This window comes from Methylobacterium sp. Leaf85 (assembly GCF_001422125.1).
GTDB classification, from domain to species: domain Bacteria; phylum Pseudomonadota; class Alphaproteobacteria; order Rhizobiales; family Beijerinckiaceae; genus Methylobacterium; species Methylobacterium bullatum.
This window is the reverse complement of record NZ_LMME01000030.1, coordinates 280,009-300,964: the sequence shown is the minus strand read 5'-3', so window position 1 is coordinate 300,964 and position 20,956 is coordinate 280,009. Positions and strand designations below refer to the sequence as shown.

Here is a 20,956-nt window from a genome sequence, read left to right as displayed (position 1 = left end):
ACAATACTGCATTGATTCACTATTTCTTTATATCTATAGAGTATTCGTTTTCCGCAACGCTATTCGCGTTGAGCGCCGCCTCCGTAACTCAATATATAAGCTGACGAGCGATCCAATGGCCGAGATCAGATGTTCATATACAGATTCGTATGACGAAGATAAGAGTGTCCTTCTCGAACTGAGCCGCTTTGCGTATAATGGAGTTGATTCTTCTTACAAAACGGTACTCGATAGCTATTTTGGTCTGGGTTTCTACAATAATGGCGCATTGGCCAGCTATATGGTTCCTTCCACGGTATCAATGCTCAGTCTGTATCTTGATTTCTCTGATAATAACGTTGACGTAAATTTCGATGGCGGAACTCAAGGCGACGTTCTGCGGGGCGGCCTCGGTGACGACGTCCTGAACGGCGGCGGCGGCAACGATATCCTGGAGGGCGGTGGCGGCATCAACACCATCGATGGCGGCGCCGGCACGAACACCCTGAGCTACGAGCATTTCGATGCGCCTACCGGAGACGGCTCGGGCGGGGTCGACGTCGACTTGAGGATCGGCAAAGGCTATGATTTTGCAAGTGAAAATCAACAAGACATCTTTGTAAATATTGCCAACATTCGCGGATCGCAATATGACGACGTCATAGCTGGCAGCGTTGAGAACAATGTCATCGAGGGGGGTGCGGGCGCCGACTATATGACCGGTGGCGGTGGCGTCGATACGTTGAGCTACGCGCATTCCATCGCGGGCGTGACTGTCGATCTCGCTGGAAACAGCGGCCTCAACGGCGATGCGCAGCAGGATGCTTATTTTGGATTCCTGAATGTAATCGGCAGTACGTCCGGCGATACCCTTTACGGAGACGGCGGCGCCAATACGCTGAACGGCAATGGCGGTTCCGACGAATTGTACGGGCGGGATGGCAACGATCGCCTTGTCATCAACAGCTCGCCCGTGAGTGTGGATGGCGGCGAGGGGACGGACCTGCTCTTCGTAAATAAAGGCAGTGTCGTCGTCCTGACGGACGACTCGTTCACCAGCACCGCCAGCATAGAGAAAATCTATGTCCGCGACGGGGCGTCCCTCACCATGGCGGGCGTCGATATCGGCGCGAAGATCTATTCGCAGAGCCTGGCCGATGGCGGCTCCACGATCGTCGGCACGGACGGCGCCGACCGCATCCAGGCCGGAAAGGGCGACGACGTCATCACCGGCGGCAAGGGCGGCGATTCCCTGTTCGGCGGCGCGGGTGCCGACACCTTCGTCTTCGCCGCGGGCGATGGCCGCGACGTCATCCGCAAGTTCGACGCGCTCAACGACAAGATCGACCTCCGCAGCCTCGGCGGGGAGACGGATGGCCTGGACTTCCGGCCGTTCCACGGCGGCGACAGCACCCTCATCACCCTGACCCACGAATCCGGACCGACCGACAAGATCATCCTGCTCGACGTCGGCTTCGGCGCCGTGTCGGAGGGCAGCTTCATCTTCTGACGCCCGCACGATGATCCCGCCTGTCCGGTCGCGCGATCCCAGCGCGACCGGGCAGGCGGGTCGAGCGTCGCTTTATTGCGCGCGGCGCGACAGCGACACGGCGTAGGCCGGGGAGCGGATCGCGAACATCGGGTCGTCGGCCGGGCCGGCGATGCCGGCGGGGAGGTCCACCACCGGATCGAAGGTGGACGCGTCGCAGATGGCGTCGGGCTCGAGAGCCGTGATGGCGAGGGTGCCGAGCGTCGTGCTCTTGCGGTTCTCCTCGGGCCACAGAGCGGTCGGGTCGGCGGTGGGGTCGCCGGCCTCGCCGTGGATCGCCACCAGGGAGAAGCTGGCCGGCCCCTTGGCCAGGCGCTCCTTCAGCTCGTCGGCATAGAAGCTGTCGGGCTTGGCCTTCAGCTCCTCGTCGGTGAGGCCGAGCTGGCCCGCATCCGCCACGGTCTTCAGCTTGACCACCTTGGCCTCGCCCTTGGCGTTGGTGAGCGTATAGGCGTGGACGCCCCAGTAATCGACGCCGGCAAAGCTCGCCGGGACCGGGCGCGCATTGAGCCAGGCCGCCTGTTTCGTGGTCTCCGGGTTGGCGGCGGCGAAGGCCTTGACCTTCTCGGCATCGGGTTTGCCGTCGGGGCCGGGCGCGCGGACGGAGACGAAATCGAACAGCTGCTGGGGCGTCCGCGCCGAGAAGACCGGCGCGGAAATGATGACGAGGACGAGGTCGCCCGCCGGGTCGCGCAGGCGCAGGGCGAAGCCCCGCGTCACCGGCTTGGCCTTGTCCGAGATGCCCGGGTTGCTGCCGCCCATGGAGAAGCGCGCGGTCACCGGCACGGTCTTGGCGAAATGCGGTGCCTTCGACAGCCCCGCCGCCTCGGCCGAGGGGGTGAACTGCCCGGTGAGGCAGACGCCCTTGGCGCCGCTGGCCCGCACGCCGGGCTTGTTGCCGCCGGCCACGAACTGGCCGTTGACGATGGCGGCGGCATCCGCCTCCTCGGCTCGGACCGGAGCGGCGAGGGCGAGCGCCATGGCGCAGCCGGTGGCGACGATCGAGACTTTCATGGCGCTGTTTCCCCCGTCGCCCGGCTCGCATCGGCATGGGCCGGCGAATCTCGATGGCGCACAATCGAATTGTAATACCTACAGGGTAACGGGCGCGTGACAAGAGACCGGTGCGGCGGGCTTCAGCCTTCGGCCTCGGCCCGGACGCGGTGGAACACCTCCAGATGCGCCGGCTCCGGTGGCGCGCCCCGCACGCGGGCGAAGGCGAGGCGGAAGAGGTCCTCCGGGTCGCGTTCGGAGAGGCGCACGAGGGGCGCCGCCTCGACGGCCTCCGCCACCGGATCGGCGGCGGGCGCCACGCGGGTGTCGACGATGCGCACGGGAAAACCGTCCGCGATCCGGTCCACCTCGGCCCGGTGGCCCGGCCCTAGCCCCTCGCGGGCGAGGCGGACCTGGATGTAGGGCCGCTCCTCCATCGGCAGGGCCGGGTCGAGGTCGAGGGCCTTGAGATGGTCGGCGAGGTCGGAGAGCCGCATGTCGCCGCGCGCGGGCAGGCGCAGGAACGGGACCGGGCGCGGGATCGGGATATGCTCCACCCGCGCCGGTCCGTCGCCCAGGATCACGAGGCTGACCCCGTGGATGTAGGGCTGCTCAGTGGCCGAGAGCGGGATCAGCGAGCCGGAATAGCGCACCATCCCGCCGCCGATGGTCTGGGCCTTGTGGAGATGGCCCAGCGCCACGTAATCGGCCTCCGCTGGAAACACGTCCGGCGGCACGGCATGTTCGCCGCCGACGAGGATGCGGCGCTCGGCCCCCTCCGATTCGGTCCCCCCGGCCACGTGCAGATGCCCGGTGAGGAGGAGCGGCAGGCCGCAGAGATGCGGCGTCGCCGCCTCCATCACCTGGGCGTAGAGGGCGCGCACGGCCCGGACGATGGGCGATCCCTCCTCCCGGCGTAGGGGGGGCAGGCAGGCGGCGGTGGGATAGGACACCGCCAGGATCTGGGCCGCCACGTCGCCGTTCTTCAGGACCGGCACGAGATGACGCTCGATGGACACGGCGCCGTCGCGGCGGCGGACATTGCCGATGACCCGGACCCCGATGGCCTCGAGGATCGGGCTCGGCGCTTCGAGGCGCCCGGCCGCGTCGTGGTTGCCGGCGGTCAGCACGATGGTCATGGCGGGGCGCGCCCGGTGCAGGCGCACCAGCACGTCGTAGAGCAGGGCCTGCGCCTCGCCGGACGGGTTCTGGCTGTCGTAGACGTCGCCCGCCACCACGAGGGCGTCGACCTCGTGGCCGACGACGATGGCTTCGAGATGGGCGAGCGCCCGCGCATGCTCGTGGGCGCGGGAATAGCCGCGCAGGGACTGCCCGATATGCCAGTCGCCGGTATGCAGCACGCGGATCACGTCATCGCTCCCACCTCGCCCGGACATCGCCCGTGCGGGCCGGGGCCTTGTAGCGCGCCGCCGCCGCCGGTCCTACCCGGCGGCCCGCCTCCGCTTTTTTGCAGAGAGCCTTAACGGCAGACGGTCACGGTCTTGACCACCCAGCCTTCGCCCGCCTGCCACAGCTTGCGGCGGCTGCGCCCGCACCGGAGCTCGTCCGGCTCGGCCGAGGTCCAGGTGACGGCGGGCGCCTCCGTCGACGGGGACTCGTCGGCGGCGGCCTCCTTGGCGGGGGATCCGGCGGCGGGCGCCGTCTTGGCCTTGCCCGTGTTGGCCTTGACCGTCCGCGACCGCTTGGCGGCCGTCTTCCGGGAAGTGTCGACGGCCTTCGCCTTGGCCGTCGACCACGAGGGGACCGGCTTCGGGCCGGCCAGGGCCGGGCCGGGCCCGGCGACGAGAAGCCCGAGGGCGAGCGTCAGGGCTGACGCGCCAGGGCGTGCGAACGAAGAGATCGGCACAGGATTCGTCCGTCTTCCAAGGATTCGATGGTGTTGAAATGCAAAGACGTATGTCGACGCGAACAGAGGTTTTTGCAATCGCAAGACTCGATGAAATCCCGACATCTCCCGCTCATTCTCGCGCCATGATGAAAGGTCCGTCGCCGGGCCGGCCTCGTGCCTGCCCGGCGACCCCACCCGGCCGCAATGCTGATGAGCGACGGGCCGGCGTGACGCCGGCCCCCGGGCTTGCTAAGTCACCGCACGATCTTGGCTTTAGTCCTCGCGCCCTGGCGAGGGGCCCATCCTCGAGTACCCCATGTCCGAACGCTCCGAGCCTGAACACACCGAGTCCGAACGCGTCATCTCCGAACGGCCCGTTCTCCCCGTCAGCCGGCGGACCCTGCTGAGCGGCGCGGGCGCGGCCCTGGCCCTGGTGGGTTCCCCCCTCGCCGCCCTCGCCCAGGGCCGCGGCCGGCTCTCCATCGAGTCGGAGGACGGATACGGCCCCTATGACGACGACCGTCTCTACCGGGACGAGGCCGGGCGGCTCTACCGCCGGCGAGGCGGGCGCTACGAGCCCTATGGCGAACGCACGGCCGCGCCGCGCTTCGAGGACGATCCCGACGCGGACCCCTATGCCGATCCCAATGCCCGCCGCCGGGCGCAGCAGCCGCCGCCGGCGAACCAGGGCAACGCGGTGGCGCGTCCGGTGGATGACGGGCCGATCGACTACGCCAAGGCCTATGCGGCGATCACCGACGAGCCGTTCCCGGTCCATGCCTTCAACTGGCGCAAGGCGAACCCGGTCTTCCTGCGCCAGGAGATCGCTTATACCGGCCGCGAGCCCCCCGGCACCATCGTGGTCGATCCGCGCGCGCACCACCTCACCCTGGTCCAGCCCAATGGCCGGGCGCGGCGCTACGGCGTCGGCGTGGGCAAGCAGGGCTTTTCCTGGTCGGGCGTCTCGACGGTGAATTCCAAGCAGATGTGGCCGGATTGGTATCCGCCCAAGGAGATGATCGCGCGGACGCCCAAGCTCGCCCGGTCGGTGACCCAGCTCCAGAGCGGCCTCGGCGTGCCCGGCGGCTCCCGCAATCCGCTCGGCGCACGGGCGCATTACCTGTGGCAGGACAACAAGGACACGCTCTACCGCATCCACGGCACCCTGGAGCCCGAATCCATCGGGCTCAGCGTCTCGTCCGGCTGCATCCGCATGATCAACCAGGACGTGATCGACCTCTACGGCCGCGTCGAGATCGGCACCCGCGTCGTCGTTCTGACCTGAGGCCGCCCGTCCCCGGCGGGCACGGCCCGCCGGGTTCTCTTTTCGTGAATTCGGGCAGATAGGGCGATCCCCCCGGAAGGCTCCCTCGGGGCCGCCACGCGGCACCTCGGGATGACGCAAGCCTCGGACAAACACGTCGAACGGCTCACGGCAAGTCCGCACGCGGGCCGCCCGCTCGAACCGCTTCCGGGCGAATGACTCCGCCCGGTGATGCCACGGCGACGCCGGAATTCGTGGTGGAACTCCGACGCTCGGTACCCGCCGAACGTCCAAGTCGGGTGGATTTTTGCCCGGCTACTTCCGGCAGGAACGGCGTTGAGGCGGACGTTGCTGACCTGTTCGCTCACAAACAGTTGCGGATACTCGTCCTCGCGTCGGCTGGCAGCGCGCCGCCCAGGCTAAACGAGCAAGCCCACTCATCGCCTAGAGCGCTCTCCGCCGAAGTGGATGCCGGTTCGGCGAAAAAAGAGCGCGGCACAACAAAGGCCGAGAGATGTGCCCCGACCCAACGTGGTCGGGCGCAGCTCTAGCGCAATCCCACGAAGGACGAGGGCAAGGGCTCGTAGCCGGTCCCGAGCAGCCGCTTAACCTTATCCGTCTGCATGTCGCCGATCATCGCCAACAGGTCGTCGCCTCCGTATCGCACTGACAGGAAGGCGCGATCCAACGTGTAGAAGGCAAAGCGATCGTCAGTGCGTAGCCAGCAGAAGGACTCGCCGTTCTCGCTCGTGGCGAAGAAAACCAACTCATTGTAGCGGGCGGCGACGCCTACGCTCTCCTCATCGTAGGGCTCCAGGCAATCCAGGTCGCCGAGCCGGCCGCCGTCAGCGATCCAGTGGGCGACGAAGTCGTCGAGCACGTCGGTCAGGCCGCGGCCCCGATCTTCGAACGTGCCAGAGGGGCAGCTGAACGGCATGAAGATCAGCAACAGGTCATTGGTCCGGCCGGTGCCGTAGGTCTCGGCGAAGGTGCGATAAGACGGCGGCAAGTCGCCGATGGCCGTCTCCAGGGCCGCAAGTTCGTCCTGCGTAGCCGCTCGGGTGATCTGGATCGAAGCGAACAGTCGCTGGGTCACGTCGCGGGGCTCGCCATTGGAGCAGGACGTTAAATCCGTGGAAGCGGCGTGGCCAGCCCTGACCCGAACGTCGGCTTACTACACCGAGCCGAAGTTGCCGCAAGGCCGACGAATGGCGGCTTTCGGGAAGCGCTGGCAGCGATCTTGGCGGCCGGCATGGATCGCGAGCGCACCCAGCGCCCGGGTTCCATCCGTCAGATTTTGACCGATAGGGACGTACCGGATCATCCGGCCTCGTCCGTAATAGTTCTCCCAAAACAGTCGTCCGCATCATCGACAGGGTATTTATCAGTACAATTGTCGATATGCAGAAAGTCTGCTCTCTAATCCCCCTCGACGATCAGTCGCTATCTCGCCTCGTGTTGAGTGCGGCGCTGTTCCAGAGTTTGATTGTCTGGGGGATATCATGCCTGTCGTTCATTATAGTCCCGGATCCGTATTCAATCCGGATCATTACAGCTTTGTATACATTTATGAGCCAATATACGACTCGAACAAGTCGTCTTACACGTATATCGCGAATTGGACGCCCGTCAAAAACGATGCTTTCAACGGAAGTTTTACGAACAACCATACCGGTATGAGGTACGATCACAAATTCTACGTTTGGGAATTGAGCTATCTCATCGACTTTTCCGACAACAAAGGCTCTGTTTTCCTGCAGGGGCACGTGTTCGACGACATCCTTCGCGGCGGGTCCGGTGCGGACACCCTTCTCGGCCTCGACGGCAATGACGTTCTCGAAGGGGGGAGGGGCCAGAATCGCCTGGACGGTGGAGGCGGCAACGACACCCTGCGCAGCACCGGCGAGGCGGATACGCTCCTGGGCGGGAACGGCAACGATCGTCTCGTCCTTCACCGCGCCGGAGCGGCCGTCGATGGCGGCGCGGGCAACGACAAGCTGTTCCTGCAGGGAGCGGACGCGTTCAGCTTCACCGACGACACGTTCAGGAGCATCGAGGCCGTCTATGTCGGGTCGGGGTCGTCCCTGGATCTGTCGGAGGTCACCCAGGGCGTGGCCATCGTCCTGTCGACGACTGCGAGCGCACCCCGCACCCTCGTCGCGACCCAGGGCGCCGACCACGTCACCGGCGGCAACGGCCTGTCGACCATAAGGGGTCAGGACGGCGACGACGTCATCGAACTGGCCGGCGGAATGGCATCCGTCTTCGGCGATGGCGGCGACGACACGATACGCCTCGGTTCCGGCGGACGCTATGCGAGCGGGGGGATCGGTAACGATCGCATCACCGGTGGTGCCCAAAGCAACTTTCTTCAGGGAGACGCGGGCGACGACTGGCTCAGTCTGGGGACGGGGTACGGTAGTATTTCCGGGGGAGCCGGCAACGACGTCATCATCGGGAGCAGCCGCTACCCGAGCGATCTCAGCGGCGAGGCCGGCAACGACCGCATCGTCGCGCGGTCCGGCGATGCCGAAATCCGTGGCGGCAACGGCTCGGACAAACTCTTCGGCGGAGGGGGGCGAGACACCTTCACCTTCGCCGGCGACTTTGGGCGGGACGAGATCTTCAAATTCGCTGTCGCCCAGGATTATCTCGACGTATCGGCGCTCGCGTCGAAGATCGAAGACCTGACCTTGACCTCGGTCCACAGAGGCGCGGACACGCAGATCACCGTCGTGGGCGACCCCGACCCGACGCATAAAATCATCCTGCACGACGTGACGAAGGCGGAGTTGATCGATGCCGGGCACTTCCTGTTCGGGTGAGCCGGCGGCCGGAGATCGGGCTCCGACGTCCCCGGCATCGGCCTGATCGACCCGGAAAGGCGCGGCGCGGATCACCCCGGGCCGCGCCATGGGCCGTCAGCCCTGCGCGAGCGTTCCATCCGACTCCGAATCATCGATGCCGAGCAGAGGGGTGCCGAACCCCTTCCCCGGGGGCATGGAGCGAGGGCAATCGACGGGCCTCGCTCCGCTCATGGCTGGGATGCGGAACTTTCCCCCCTGTCTCCGGCTTTTTCCCGTCATGGGGCGTGCGCTGGACGCCGCCCGCGATCGGAATTCAAACGGAGTTATGACGTCATGGCAAAGAGCTTGAGCGGACGCACGCGCGTCGACGGGGATCGCCTCAACACCCCGACCGATCTTGCCCCCGAGGCGACGAAGAAGATCGCCGAGGGCCTGACGGTCCTGCTGTCGGACCTCTTCGCGCTGTATGTGAAGACGAAGAACTTCCACTGGCACGTGAGCGGCCCGAACTTTCGCGATTACCACCTGATGCTCGACGAGCAGTCGCAGCAGATCTTCGGCATTATCGATGATGTCGGCGAGCGTGCCCGCAAGATCGGCGGCACCACCCTGCGGTCGCTGGGTCAGGCCTCCAGGCTGTCCCGCGTCGAGGACAACGACGCGGAGTATGTCGGCCCCCTCGAAATGCTGGCCGAGCTGCGCGACGACAACAAGACCCTCACCGCCAACATGCGCGAGCTGCACGAGGTGACGGACGAGGCCAAGGACGTCTCCACCACGAGCCTGCTTGAGGAGTGGATCGACCAGGCCGAGGAGCGCACCTGGTTCCTCTACGAGGCGACCCGCAACGCCACCGAGGGCGGTCACTGACCTCGACCGGCCGAACGCAGCACCCATGAAAAAGGCCCCGCATCCTCGGATGCGGGGCCTTTTTCGTCTCTGCCTCCGGCCGGGCCGGAGGCCAAGTCTCACGAGGCGAGGGTGATCTCGCCTTCGCGGACGGCGCGCTCGCCGCCGCCGGACTTGATCCGGTAGAACGGCTCGCCGGTCTGGTCCTCGGGAACGAGGCGGACGATCTCGAACACGTCGGCGGGATCGGCCTTGACGTCGGCATAGCCGATGCGGGCGCGGCGCACACGCTGCCCGAGCTTGAACTTATGGGCCATGGGAGTGCCTTTCTGTAGTCGACGCGAAAGGGGCTCCGCGTCCCCGGACGGGTGTTCGTGGTCGCGCGTCGCCTTGTCGAAAGCCTGTGGCCGAAAGCCCGTGACCTTGCGAAAAAAGGACGAGATGGGCGGCAGCTCCGTCCGGCGATGCCACCCTGCGCCCGAACCCTCACGGAGGACCGAGCCAACCCATTCGACGTAACGGGCCGATCGCTGACGAGCGACCCCGACGTCGAACCCAGTGGATGCCCGTCCCGAACCTATGGGTCGGGACGGCTCTCCGGGATTTCGTTTCGCAGCACCGGTCTCGGGGAAGCGGGATACGCCCCTCACTCAAGACCGATGCGGCACCGGTCCGCCCTACTTGCGGGCCTTGGCCTTACGGGCGGCGTAGCGCGCGTCGCGCTGCTGCTTCTGCTCGATGCGCGCGGCAGCGGCGAGGGCGATCTTCTCCTCGGCGACGCGAGCCGCTTCGATGGCCTGACGCTCACGCTCGGCCTCGGCTTCGGCGACGGCCTGCGCGGCGGCGGCAGCGCGCTCGGCTTCGCGGGCGGCGACGCGGATTTCGCGCTCGCGGGCGATGGCCTCACGCTCGGCCTTGCGGGCGACCACCGTCGGATCGTCGGCGGCCGGGCGGTCGCGGAAACGCGCCAGCGCGGCCTGACGGGCTTCCTGCGAAGCCTTGAGGCGGTCGGTCATGGAGTTTTCGTTGAATTGGCTCACACAGAATCCTGGTTTGGAATGCGGCGGGGCAAGGCCGCATAGGAAAAAGACGTCATCGAAAACGCAGGAAGCCGCTCTCCAATGAAGAGCGGCTCCGTAACCATTGTCGGATTCTCAGGGAACCCGGCATGGCTCATGCGGCACGTGGCTCAGGCGGCCTGGAGGCTGCCGGCGGACTGCTTGCCGCTACGCTTGTCGGTTTCCATTTCGTAGGAGACCTTCTGGCCTTCGGCGAGACCGCGCATACCGGCGCGCTCGACGGCGGAGATGTGCACGAACACGTCGTTGCCGCCGTTATCCGGCTGGATGAAGCCGAAGCCCTTTTGCTCGTTGAACCACTTAACAGTACCGACAGCCATCATAATCCTTCGCCCTTGCGGGCATCATAGTTCGGAGGTCCGGACGAAGATGTCAGGCCTTCTCCGTTGTCTCGATTCGCACCCGACTCTCGTTCAGCAAAAGCCGTTTGGCTTCAGCAAATGAAAATCTGATCACGCTTCGATCACCGTCATGTACTCCCAATGGCGGGATTTAGCAAATGCCATGAAAAACTTGGGCTTTGTTTTTGGTCGGGCGGAGGAAAATTTGCAGGGTATCCGGCCAATACGAGCACCGATGTCGCTCGGGCGACAGGCCCCGTTCCCCGGCTTCATTCGGCGCGGCGTGAGGCCAGCGGCAGGTCGAGCTGGGCGCTCTCGGTATCGCGCCCGCTGCGTCGGTCGAGAAAGCCCAGCACCGGCGAGACGCTGACCCCGTGCAGGACGATGGAGAGGAGGATCGTCAACCCCGCCGTGCTCCACAACAGGCCCGCCCCCTCGAACCGCGCATGCCCGAGGGCGAAGGCGAGATAGTAGATCGTGCCGAGCCCCCTGATCCCGAAGACGCTGATCACCGCCCGCTCGGCGAAGGGCTGGTCGTGCCCGACGAGGCTGACCCAGCCGCAGAGCGGGCGCACCACGAAGATGACGAGACACGCGAAGGCGGCCCCCGACCAGGTGAGGTCACGCAGAAGCCCGCCGCCGAGGGCGAGGCCGAAGCCGACGAGGAGGATCATCATCGCCAACCGCTCGAACGCCTCCGCAGACCCGTGGAGGGCGTGATGGTAATCGTGGCCCTGGTCGGACCAGCGCATGGCCAGGGCCGCGACGAAGACGCCGATGAAGCCATAGCCGTGCACCGCCTCCACGGCGGCATAGGTGAGGCAGGTGATGCCGAGAGCCACGAAGCCGTCGCCGGTGCGCGACAGGCGGGCGCGGTTCGGCAGGTGGAAGGTCAGCCAGCCGAAGCCCCGCCCGATGGCGGCGCCCAGGGCCACCCCCGCCAGGATCTTCCAGACCAGCGAGAGGCCGACCCATTCGGTCCACCCGGCGGCATTCAGGCCGGAGGAGGCGGCGAACGCGATGGCGAGGTTGACGAAGGGAAAGGCGAGCCCGTCGTTCAGCCCGGCCTCGGAGGTGAGGCCGAAGCGCATCTCGTCTTCCTCCCCCTCCGACGGCGGGCCGACCTGGACGTCGGAGGCGAGGACCGGGTCGGTGGGCGCCAGGGCGGCGGCGATGAGCAGGGACGCGGCGATGCCGAGGCCGAGGAGATGCGAGGCCAGGAATCCGAGGGCGAGGATCGTCAGGGGCATGGCGATGGCGAGGAGGCGCCACGTCACCATCCAGCTTTTCCAGCCGACCCGGCGGTCGAGCTTCAGCCCGGCCCCCATCAGCGAGATGATGACGACGAACTCGCTGACCTTCTCGATGAGGCGCAGGTGATGCTCCGGCCGGGGGGAGAACTCGCCGATCCCCGGGATCAGCGACAGGCCGGCCCCGATCGCGACGCAGCAGATCGGCAGTGACAGCGGCAATTGCCGAAGCACCATCGGCAGCCAGGCGGTGAGGAGCACCAGGGCTCCAAAGCCGCCGAGCGTGATGACATACGTGTCCATGGTACCCGATTCGTTCCTGTGCGCCCTCCGCCGGAATCGCCACGACCCACACGCAAGACCGATTTTTCAAGTTGTCCGTTTCCGGAAGGGAGCGCGGCCCCACCCTCCTCCCCCTTGTGGGGAGGAGTTGGAGGTGGGGGTGGTTGGGCGACCCTCAGCCGGCGGAGGCCAGCGGCGCCACCCCCACTCCTAGCCTCGCCCCACAAGGGGGAGAGGGACGCTGTCTGCCTGCATGCCGAGATGCGTTAAACCCGATCGCCGCCGTCAGGGCGTGCCCGGCCGCATCGTCATGTCCGGGTTGAGATCGACCCATCGGCGCGTCGCCGCCGCCTGGTAGAGCGCCTCGATCAGGCGGACGTCGCGCAGGCCCATCTCGCCGGGCGTGCGCAGCTCACCGCCCTCCGCGATGACCTGCGAAAGGTGGTCGATCTCGCCTGTGAACTGCACCGCGTCGCCCTCCGCCGTCAGGATCTCGTCCGCGCGTTTGGCATTGCCGACCACGAGGCGGTTGCCCTGGTAGGCGGTGCCGGGATCGAGGGTGGCGACCGCCTTGTCGCCCCACAGGTCGATCCGCTTCTTGTCGGCGCTGTAGCCCGACGAGACCGTGGCGTGCCGGCCCGAGGGGAAGACGAGCTGGGCCGTGAACACGTCCTCCACCTCGGCGAAGCGCGGATCGCCGGCAGGCGCATGCATCGACGCGGAGACCGAGGACGGGCTCTCGCCGAAGAACCATTGGATGCCATTGAGGCCGTAGATGCCGATATCCACGAGCGACCCGCCGCCGGCCACGGCCTTCAGCATACGCCACTGGTCGCGGGGCTTTCCCGGCTCGAGGGGGCGGTGATGGTCGGAGGAGGCGAAGCGCACCTCGCCGAGCTCGCCCGCATCCATCATCGCCTTGGCGCGCAGGTTGTGCGGCTCCCAATGCACCCGGTAGGCGATCATCAGGCGGCGGTCGGCGGCCTTGGCGGCGTCGATCATCCGACGGCACTCGGCGGAACTCGTCGCCATCGGCTTCTCGCAGAGGACGTGCTTGCCCGCCTCCAGCGCCTTGATGGTCAGGTCGGCATGGGTGGAGTTCGGCGTGATGACATAGACGGCGGCGATGTCCGCGTTGTCGGCCATCTTCCCCATCGAGGCGTAATCGTAGAGGCCGCCCGGTCCGATCCCGTAGCGGGCGGCGACGGACTTCGCCTTCTCCGGGTTGCCGGAGACGAGGGCGACGGCCCTGGAGCGCCGCGCGCGCTGGAAGGCGGGCAGGATCTGGGCCTGGGCGAAATCGCCGAGGCCGACCACGGCCCAGCCCAGATGCTTGTCGCGCGGCAGGGGCGGGGGCTGGTCGAGCTTGGGCTCGGGCCGGCCGGTGGGGGTGGCGGGGATCGCCTGCGCGGCGGCGCGCTCGGAGGCCAGCACACCGCCGATTCCGGCGAGGCTGCCGGCCATGAAGAGGCGGCGGGACGGCGTCGTATGCGAGGCGTCGGACATCGGATCTCCGGATCCATGAGGATGGAATCTCGCGGCCGGATCGAGGATGCCGCCCCGGACAACGCATGACGCTCCGATCGGATTCCATCGGAACCTGCGGTGGAGGCGCGCGGGGGGATTAAAACCTGAGACCCACCTCGGCGGGTCTCAGGCGCCAGGCGGTTTTTACTGGGACGTGGTTTTTACTTGAACGTCTTGCGGGGGTCGAAGGCGTCGCGCACGGCCTCGCCCGCGAAGATCAGCAGGCTCAGCATCACCGCCACCACGAAGAAGCCGGTCAGCCCGAGCCAGGGGGCCTGGATGTTGTCCTTGCCCTGCGCCAGCAGCTCGCCCAGCGAGGCCGAGCCGGGGGGCAGGCCGAAGCCGAGGAAGTCGAGGGAGGTCAGCGTGCCGATCGAGCCGTTGAGGATGAACGGCATGAAGGTCAGCGTCGCCACCATGGCGTTGGGCAGGAGGTGCCGGCTCATGATGCGGATGTTGGAGAGGCCGAGCGCGCGGGCGGCGCGGACATATTCGAAGTTGCGCGCCCGCAGGAACTCGGCCCGCACCACGCCGACCAGGGCCACCCAGGAGAACAGCAGCAGGATGCCGAGCAGCACGAAGAAGCCCGGCGCGATGAAGGCCGAGATGATGATGATGAGGTAGAGGGTCGGGATGCCGCTCCAGACCTCGATGAAGCGCTGCAGGGCGAGATCGACCCAGCCGCCGAAATAGCCCTGCACCGCGCCGGCGATGACGCCGATCACCGAGGAGACCAGGGCCAGGATGAGCCCGAACAGCACCGAGATGCGAAAGCCGTAGATGACGCGCGCCAGCACGTCGCGGGTGGTGTTGTCGGTGCCGAGCCAGTGCATCTCCAGGCCCTTGCACCCCTCCCGGCCCGTGGTCTCGGCGCCATCCTGCTTGGCCGCGGCCTGGCACTGCTCGTCGGTGAGCATCCAGGTGGGCGGCGAGGGCGAGGGCGTCGGCAGCCCGTCGATGATCGTGTCGTAGGAATAGGGGATCGGCGGCCAGACCGCCCAGCCGTGATCGGCGATCTCTTTCCGCGTCTCCGCAGAGCGGTAGTTCGGCCGCGCATAGAACCCGCCGAACTTCTCGTCCGGGTAGTCGATGAGAACGGGAAACAGGATCTCGCCCTTGTAGGACACCACCAGGGGCCGGTCGTTGGCGATGAACTCGGCGAACAGGCTCAAGCCGAACAGGCCGACGAAGATCACGAAGGACCAGAAGCCGAGCCGGTTGCGCCGGAAATTCGAGAGCCGCCGCCGGTTCAACGGCGACAGCCCCCGCACCACCGGCGCGAGGGGAGGCGGAGCGGTGACGGGGACGGCTTCCGCGGGGCGGGCGATCTCGTTCATGAGACCGCCCCTATTGGATTGTGCGTCAGCCGTCGAGACGGACGGCCGTTCCCTCGATCTCGTTGGGGCGCAGGCCGCCGGTTTTCTCGAGGTGGCGGCGCAGCAGACGGACGTTGCGACGATTGGCCTTGAACGCCGCGTCGAAGATGTCGCCGGCGAGCGGCACGGCGCCGATCACCCCGTCGAAGGCCACGTTCATGGCCATCCGGGCGAGCAGCCATCGCGGTGCCCCGAGGCGGCGCGCCTCGTAGACGATGTAGGAGGCGAGCAGCATGCCCGCCGCATCGCCGATGATCGGAACGAGGCCGACGACGGCATCGAGCCCCACCCGGCGGTTGATGCCGGGGATCACGAACGCCGAGTCCATGAGGTGGGCGAACTGCTCCAGCCGCAGGAGCGCCGCTTCCCGGCTGTCGGGCTCGGCGCGGAAGCGCGTGGCGTTCCCCTCGCGCCGGCCGAAGGCGCCGTTGGGCAATTCGCGGGAGGGTAATTCGCGAGTGGGGAAGACGGCGTCGTTGAAGGCCATGGCGGGGCTCCGGGGGATGCGCGTCGTGGTCATGATGCAGGATGTGGCCCTGCCCGGTGCCGTCCGCAAGCGGCGGGGCCCTGAGACCTCCCGGCCTCACGCGGCCCGACCCCGCATCAGGCCGGAGAGCCGCTCCAGGGCGGCGTCGAGGGTCGCGTCCCGCTTGGCGAAGCACAGCCGCACCAGGTTGCGCACTGCCCCCCGCGCATAGAAGGCGCTGATCGGGATCGCGGCGACGCCGTGCTCGCGCACCAGGGCCTGGCAGAAGGCGACGTCGTCCGCATGCCCGAGGCGCGGCCCCAGCTCGCCGATGTCGATGGTGAGGAAGTAGGTCGCCTGCGAGGGCAGCACGGAAAAGCCGAGCCCGGTGAGCCCGGCGCTCAGCCGGTCGCGCGAGCGGGCGAAGCGCGCCCGCATGTCGAGGAAATAGGCCTCGTCCTTGGCCAGCCCGTAGGCCACCGCCTCCTGGAGATTGGGCGGCGTCGTGAAGGTGAGGAACTGGTGCGCCTTCGAGACCACCTTCAGCAGGGGTGGTGCCGCCATGACGAACCCGACCTTCCATCCGGTCAGGCTGAAGATCTTGCCGGCCGACCCGATCTTCACGGTCCGCTCCCGCATACCCTCGAACCCGATCAGCGGGCGATGGGGGCGTCCGTCGAAGGTCACGTGCTCCCACACCTCGTCGCAGACGGCCGTCACGTCGAACCGCTGGCAGAACCGCGCCAGCAGGGCGAGGTCCTGGTCCCCGAACATCGTCGCGGTCGGGTTCAGCGGGTTGTTGAGCACGACGACCCGCGTGCGCTCGGAAAAAGCTTCCGCCAGCGCGTCTTCGTCGAGGCGGAAATGCGGAGGCCGCAGGGTGACGAAGCGCGGGATGCCGCCGGCCTGCCGGACGATGGGCAGGTAGGCGTCGTACATGGGCTCGAACAGCACCACCTCGTCGCCGGGCGAGACCAGGGCGAGCAGGCTCGCGGCCAGGGCCTCGGTGGCCCCCGACGTCACCATCACCTCGGTCTCGGGGTCGAGGGCGAGGCCCTGATGGCGCTCGTAATGGTCGGCGATGGCGCGACGCAGGGTCGGCAGCCCCATCATCGGCGGGTATTGGTTGTAGCCGTCGCGCAGGGCCTCGGCGGCCTTCTCGCGCACGTCGGCCGGGCCGGGATCGTCGGGGAAGCCCTGGCCGAGATTGATCGCGCCGAGGTCGCGCGCCAGCACCGACATCACGTCGAACACCGTATTGGGGAGATCGGCGAAGACAGGGTTCATCCGCAAAAACGCTCGTGGCTGGCGGGAGTCGACCGGCGGGACGTCCATCGGGCGCCGCCCGAGGGCCCAGGATATGCGCACATCCGGCAGGCGTCACCGCCCCCGCCCCTGGAAGGAGAAGGGGACAGGAGCGTCCTGCGAGAGCGTGTGACTGTCGTAGCCGTGCGGGAGAGGCGGATCACGCCGCGCCGTCGTCGGGTTCCGGGGACGGGCCGCCCGACAGGATGGCGTAGAGGCCCCGCGCCTCGGGGGCGGGGCCGCGCCGCTCGCCGAGTTCCAGCACCCGCACCACCGCCGTCACATGGGCGGCGGCGACGGTGACCACGTCACCGATGCCGATCCCCTTGGCGGGATTGTCGGCGCGCGTCCCGTTCACGCGGACGAAGCCGTCCTCCACCAGGGCGGCGGCAAGGGAGCGGCTCCGCGCGAAGCGGGTGAACCAGAGCCACTTGTCGAGACGCTGCCGCCCCGGCTTCATCCGCCCTCTTCAGCGCTTGCCGCCGTCGCCGGCTTCGAGCTGTGCCTTGAGCGCCGCCAGCTTGGCGAAGGGCGAATCCGGGTCCGGAGCCCGCTCGCGGCGCTGCGGACGCTGCTCCTGCTGCGCGGCGGGACGGCCTTCGTCGCGGCGCTCGGGACGGACCCGGCCGGGCTCGAACCGCTCGCGGCGGGGGGGACGTCCACCCTCGGGCCGGCCGCCATCCCGGCGGCCTCCCTCGGGCCTGTCGCCCTGGCCGCCGCGGTTGCGCTCGGCCCCCTCGGGACCGCCCGCGCGGGGAGCGCCGGCATGAGCGGGGCGCCGGTCCTGACGGCCTTCGCCCGGCGCGCGGTTGCCCGCCGGTGCGCCGTCACGGCCGCCGCGTGGGCGGTTCTGCCGCGGGGCGGAACTGCGCTGATGCCGCTGGAGACGCCAGATTTCCACCAGCACCGGCTCGGCCGGGACGGAATCCGTGGCGGCCTCGGCCTCGGCAGCGTCGTCGGAGGCCGTCTCGGCGGTTTCCGCCTCGATACCCGCGAGGGTCGCGGATTCCGCCACGGGGACGGGGGCCGCCTCGGGCTCCCCAGAGGCCTCCACCGCCGTCTCGGCGGCGGCCGGTGCCGGCTCGTCCTCGGCAGGGACGGCCTCGACGGTGCCGGTCTCGGCAAGGTCTGCCTCGGAAGACGCGGCCTCCTCGGACACCGCCTCGGGATCGGGCACACCTTCCGCCACGGGCTCGGCCGTGTCGGTCGAGGCCTCGCTTTGGGAAGTGGTCTCGTTTTCGGAAGCGGTCTCGTCTTCCGGCTTGGCCTCCTCGTCGGTCGCGGGTGCGGCCTCCTCGGACACCGTCGCCGACCCGTCGGTCGATGCGGTCGCCGGGGCGATGGGCTGGGTCGCGGCGGCGGGGCGCAGCGGCACGGTGATGGCCGGGCCGGGGCGGCTCTCGGCGACGTAGCCGAGGGATTTCAGGATCGATCCGAAATCCTCGCCCGAACAGCCGACGAGGGAGGTCATGCCCACGGTGGCGACGAAGGCGTCGCCGTCGGCGGTGCCGGCCGGGGCCTCGCCGGGGGTGGTGCCGGGCACGTAGGTCACCGCCGGGCGGATCAGGTCGGCGAGACGCTCCAGGATGTCGACGCGCACGGCGCGCTCGCCGCAGACGCGGAAGCCGGCGGCGCGGTAGAGGCCCTTGGCGATTTCGGGATCGACCTTGATCGATGTGCGGCCGGAACCGGCCAGATGCGCGATCTCGTCGAGGCCGCGCTGGTCGAGGCCGCCGTTCTTCAGCGCCCAGAGCTGGGCGGCCAGGGTGCGCGGCGCCGGCTTGAGCAGGGCCGGCAGGAAGATGTGATAGGCGCCGAAGCGGACGCCGTGGCGGCGCAGCGCCCCGCGCCCTTCCTGATCGAGGGTGCGCATCTCGTGCATCACCTTCGAGCGCTCCAGGACGCCGAGCGATTCGACCACCTGGTAGCCGATGCCCTTCGAGAGGCCGACGAGGTCGGCCGCCGTCTCGATCTCGATCAGCGGGCCGAGGAGGCGGACCACATAGGCCTTGAGCCAGGCCACCAGCCGGGTCTCGACCTTGTCGCGGGCCGGGCCCGTGAGTTGCTCGTCGGCGAGCAGCCGCACATGCGGCTCGAACAGCTTGTCGCCCGGCATCAGCTTGGCGACCGGGTCTCCGGTCCAGCGGATGATGCCGTCATGGGACAGGACCAGGGACGAATCCGCCGCGGCCGAGAAGCGCTCGGCGCGCGCCTCGATCTCGCCGCCCAGCGCCTTTTCGGCGGCGCTGCGCAGGGTCTTGGCCTCGTGGCCTTCCGCGCCCGGGTCGGCGACGAACTGAAACCCGTGCAGATGGCCGACATGCTGGCCCTCGACGGTAACGTCCCCGCCGGCGGTGATCTCAGCTTCCAACATCGTATTCTCTCTCAGGCGCCGCATCAGGACGCTAGTGCGCCGATCGACGAAACGGCTCGCAAGGCGCTCGTGCAGGGCGTCGGACAGCCTGTCCTCTACCCGACGCGTCTCGCCCTGCCAATGCACCGGATCAATCAGCCAGTCCGGACGGTTCGCGACGAAGGTCCAGGTTCGCCCCTGGGCGATGCGCTGGGACAGGGCGTCGATGTCGCCGTCGGTGCGGTCGATCATCGCCACGTGCTTGGCGAACCAGTCGTTGGGGATGCGCCCGGCCATGCCCCGCATGAGGAAGCGGAACAGCTGGGCCACGAGATCCGCATGGGTCTGGGGATGGACCTTGCGGTAATCGGGCACGCCGCAGGTGTCCCAGAGGCGTCGCACCACCGTCGGATTGGTGGCGATGTCGCGGATGTCGTCCTCGCGCATCAGGATTTCGAGGGCGGATTGGTCCTCGCCCATGGGCGCGCGGGTGAGCCCCTTCTCGTTGGGATGCGCGTCCAGGCTCTCCTGAAGGGCCTTCAGCGAGGAGAAGTCGAGATCGGGGTTGCGCCATTGCAGCACCCGGAGGGGCTCGAAATCGTGGTTCTCCAGGGCCTCGATCATCTCGGGCTCGAACGGGGCGCAGCGCCCGGTCGACCCGAAGGTGCCGTCCGAGAGGTGGCGGCCGGCCCGTCCCGCGATCTGCCCCATCTCGGGGGGCGTCAGCCTGCGGAAGCGCGTGCCGTCGTATTTCCAGTTGGCCGCGAAGGCGACGTGATCGACGTCGAGGTTGAGGCCCATTCCCACAGCGTCGGTGGCGATGAGATAATCGACGTCGCCGGACTGGTAGAGCTCCACCTGGGCGTTGCGGGTGCGCGGAGACAGCGCACCGAGCACCACGGCGGCTCCGCCGCGCTGGCGCCGGATCAGCTCGGCGATGGCGTAGACCTCCTCGGCCGAGAAGGCGACGATGGCCGTGCGCCGGGGCAGGCGCCCGAGCTTCTTCTCGCCCGCATAGGTCAGTTTCGACAGGCGGGGGCGGGTGGTGGTGTGCACGCCGGGAATCAGCGACTGCACCAGGGGCAGCATGGTGGAGGAGCCGATGAGCAGCGTCTCCTCGCGCCCGCGCTGGTGCAGCAGGCGGTCGGTGAAGACGTAGCCGCGGTCCATGTCGGCGGCGAGCTGGATCTCGTCGATGGCCACATACGCCACGTCGAGGTCGCGCGGCATCGCCTCGATGGTGGAGATCCAGTAGCGCGGCCGGTCCGGCTTGATCTTCTCCTCGCCGGTGACGAGGGCCACGTGCTCGACCCCCACCCGCGCCACCACGCGCAGGTAGACCTCCCGCGCCAGCAGGCGCAGGGGCAGCCCGATCATCCCCGTGGGATGCGCGAGCATCCGCTCGATGGCGAGATGGGTCTTGCCGGTATTGGTCGGCCCGAGCACCGCCGTGACGCCGCGCGAGCGGGCCTGCGGGGGGAGGGAGCGGCGCGTCATGTGCGAGGGGCTGGTCCCTTCGGCCGAGAAGCCGGCGGCAGGTTCTTGCGGCGGCCCGTGGATGAGGCCGCCTAGGTGTCATACCAGACGATGATGAGGAGACCTCATCGTCGTCTGCCCGCGCGGCCGCGCGGCGGCGGGCGTCCGCCGAACGCGCCGATCCCGGCCATCGGTCGGGATCAGTGCCGCT

18 protein-coding genes are annotated in these 20,956 nt (G+C 68.0%); 4 read left to right on the top strand and 14 right to left on the bottom strand.

Annotated features, from left to right (window positions below):
• The first annotated feature begins 115 nt into the window (after positions 1-115).
• On the top strand, positions 116-1,489 hold the full coding sequence (locus ASF08_RS16090; protein WP_244474556.1) for a calcium-binding protein: 1,374 nt from the start codon (positions 116-118) through the stop codon (positions 1,487-1,489).
• A 72-nt stretch (positions 1,490-1,561) separates the two neighbouring features.
• On the opposite strand, the gene ASF08_RS16085 is transcribed toward ASF08_RS16090, so the two are convergent.
• The 3 genes from ASF08_RS16085 to ASF08_RS16075 all read right to left on the bottom strand — a co-directional run bounded on the left by ASF08_RS16085 (position 1,562) and on the right by ASF08_RS16075 (position 4,388).
• On the bottom strand, positions 1,562-2,542 hold the full coding sequence (locus tag ASF08_RS16085; RefSeq protein ID WP_056147075.1) for a catalase family peroxidase: 981 nt from the start codon (positions 2,540-2,542) through the stop codon (positions 1,562-1,564).
• A 122-nt stretch (positions 2,543-2,664) separates the two neighbouring features.
• Entirely contained in the window at positions 2,665-3,891 is a 1,227-nt protein-coding gene (locus ASF08_RS16080; RefSeq protein ID WP_056147073.1) for an exonuclease SbcCD subunit D, read from the bottom strand.
• Positions 3,892-4,001: 110 nt separating this feature from the next.
• Positions 4,002-4,388, bottom strand: a complete 387-nt coding sequence (locus ASF08_RS16075; RefSeq protein WP_056147071.1) for a hypothetical protein — start codon at positions 4,386-4,388, stop codon at positions 4,002-4,004.
• A 298-nt stretch (positions 4,389-4,686) separates the two neighbouring features.
• Here ASF08_RS16075 and ASF08_RS16070 point away from each other — a divergent pair, with 298 nt between their 5' ends.
• On the top strand, positions 4,687-5,655 hold the full coding sequence (locus ASF08_RS16070; RefSeq protein ID WP_156629622.1) for a L,D-transpeptidase: 969 nt from the start codon (positions 4,687-4,689) through the stop codon (positions 5,653-5,655).
• A gap of 526 nt (positions 5,656-6,181) precedes the next feature.
• Here the strand turns inward: ASF08_RS16070 and ASF08_RS16065 are convergent.
• The gene (locus ASF08_RS16065; protein WP_056147068.1) at positions 6,182-6,730 is read right to left on the bottom strand and encodes an SMI1/KNR4 family protein; all 549 of its coding nucleotides are present in this window, start codon (positions 6,728-6,730) and stop codon (positions 6,182-6,184) included.
• Positions 6,731-7,310: 580 nt separating this feature from the next.
• Between ASF08_RS16065 and ASF08_RS16060 the strand changes: the two genes are divergently transcribed.
• Both ASF08_RS16060 and ASF08_RS16055 read left to right on the top strand, forming a co-directional pair.
• On the top strand, positions 7,311-8,459 hold the full coding sequence (locus tag ASF08_RS16060; protein ID WP_056147067.1) for a calcium-binding protein: 1,149 nt from the start codon (positions 7,311-7,313) through the stop codon (positions 8,457-8,459).
• 315 nt (positions 8,460-8,774) lie between these two features.
• Positions 8,775-9,311 (top strand): Dps family protein, encoded by a 537-nt coding sequence (locus ASF08_RS16055; RefSeq protein WP_056147064.1) that lies wholly within the window; start codon positions 8,775-8,777, stop codon positions 9,309-9,311.
• Between the two features lie 98 nt (positions 9,312-9,409).
• On the opposite strand, the gene ASF08_RS16050 is transcribed toward ASF08_RS16055, so the two are convergent.
• The 10 genes from ASF08_RS16050 to ASF08_RS16005 form a co-directional block, all read right to left on the bottom strand.
• Positions 9,410-9,607, bottom strand: a complete 198-nt coding sequence (locus ASF08_RS16050) for a hypothetical protein (protein ID WP_018046073.1) — start codon at positions 9,605-9,607, stop codon at positions 9,410-9,412.
• Positions 9,608-9,967: 360 nt separating this feature from the next.
• Positions 9,968-10,330 (bottom strand): DUF6481 family protein, encoded by a 363-nt coding sequence (locus ASF08_RS16045; RefSeq protein ID WP_026176334.1) that lies wholly within the window; start codon positions 10,328-10,330, stop codon positions 9,968-9,970.
• 149 nt (positions 10,331-10,479) lie between these two features.
• A complete protein-coding gene (locus tag ASF08_RS16040; RefSeq protein ID WP_026176335.1) occupies positions 10,480-10,689 on the bottom strand; it encodes a cold-shock protein in 210 nt (69 codons plus the stop codon).
• 290 nt (positions 10,690-10,979) lie between these two features.
• On the bottom strand, positions 10,980-12,263 hold the full coding sequence (locus ASF08_RS16035; protein ID WP_056147063.1) for a cation:proton antiporter: 1,284 nt from the start codon (positions 12,261-12,263) through the stop codon (positions 10,980-10,982).
• Positions 12,264-12,527: 264 nt separating this feature from the next.
• Complete coding sequence (locus tag ASF08_RS16030) at positions 12,528-13,748, bottom strand: Gfo/Idh/MocA family protein (protein WP_056147061.1); 1,221 nt, start codon at positions 13,746-13,748, stop codon at positions 12,528-12,530.
• 182 nt (positions 13,749-13,930) lie between these two features.
• Complete coding sequence (locus ASF08_RS16025; protein WP_056147059.1) at positions 13,931-15,106, bottom strand: ABC transporter permease; 1,176 nt, start codon at positions 15,104-15,106, stop codon at positions 13,931-13,933.
• Between the two features lie 25 nt (positions 15,107-15,131).
• The gene (locus tag ASF08_RS16020) at positions 15,132-15,632 is read right to left on the bottom strand and encodes a DUF4112 domain-containing protein (RefSeq protein ID WP_156629620.1); all 501 of its coding nucleotides are present in this window, start codon (positions 15,630-15,632) and stop codon (positions 15,132-15,134) included.
• Positions 15,633-15,728: 96 nt separating this feature from the next.
• Positions 15,729-16,898, bottom strand: a complete 1,170-nt coding sequence (locus ASF08_RS16015) for an aminotransferase (protein ID WP_056147057.1) — start codon at positions 16,896-16,898, stop codon at positions 15,729-15,731.
• 178 nt (positions 16,899-17,076) lie between these two features.
• Entirely contained in the window at positions 17,077-17,376 is a 300-nt protein-coding gene (locus ASF08_RS16010) for a S4 domain-containing protein (protein ID WP_056147056.1), read from the bottom strand.
• Between the two features lie 9 nt (positions 17,377-17,385).
• A complete protein-coding gene (locus ASF08_RS16005; RefSeq protein WP_056147053.1) occupies positions 17,386-20,766 on the bottom strand; it encodes a helicase-related protein in 3,381 nt (1,126 codons plus the stop codon).
• Positions 20,767-20,956 lie beyond the last annotated feature (190 nt).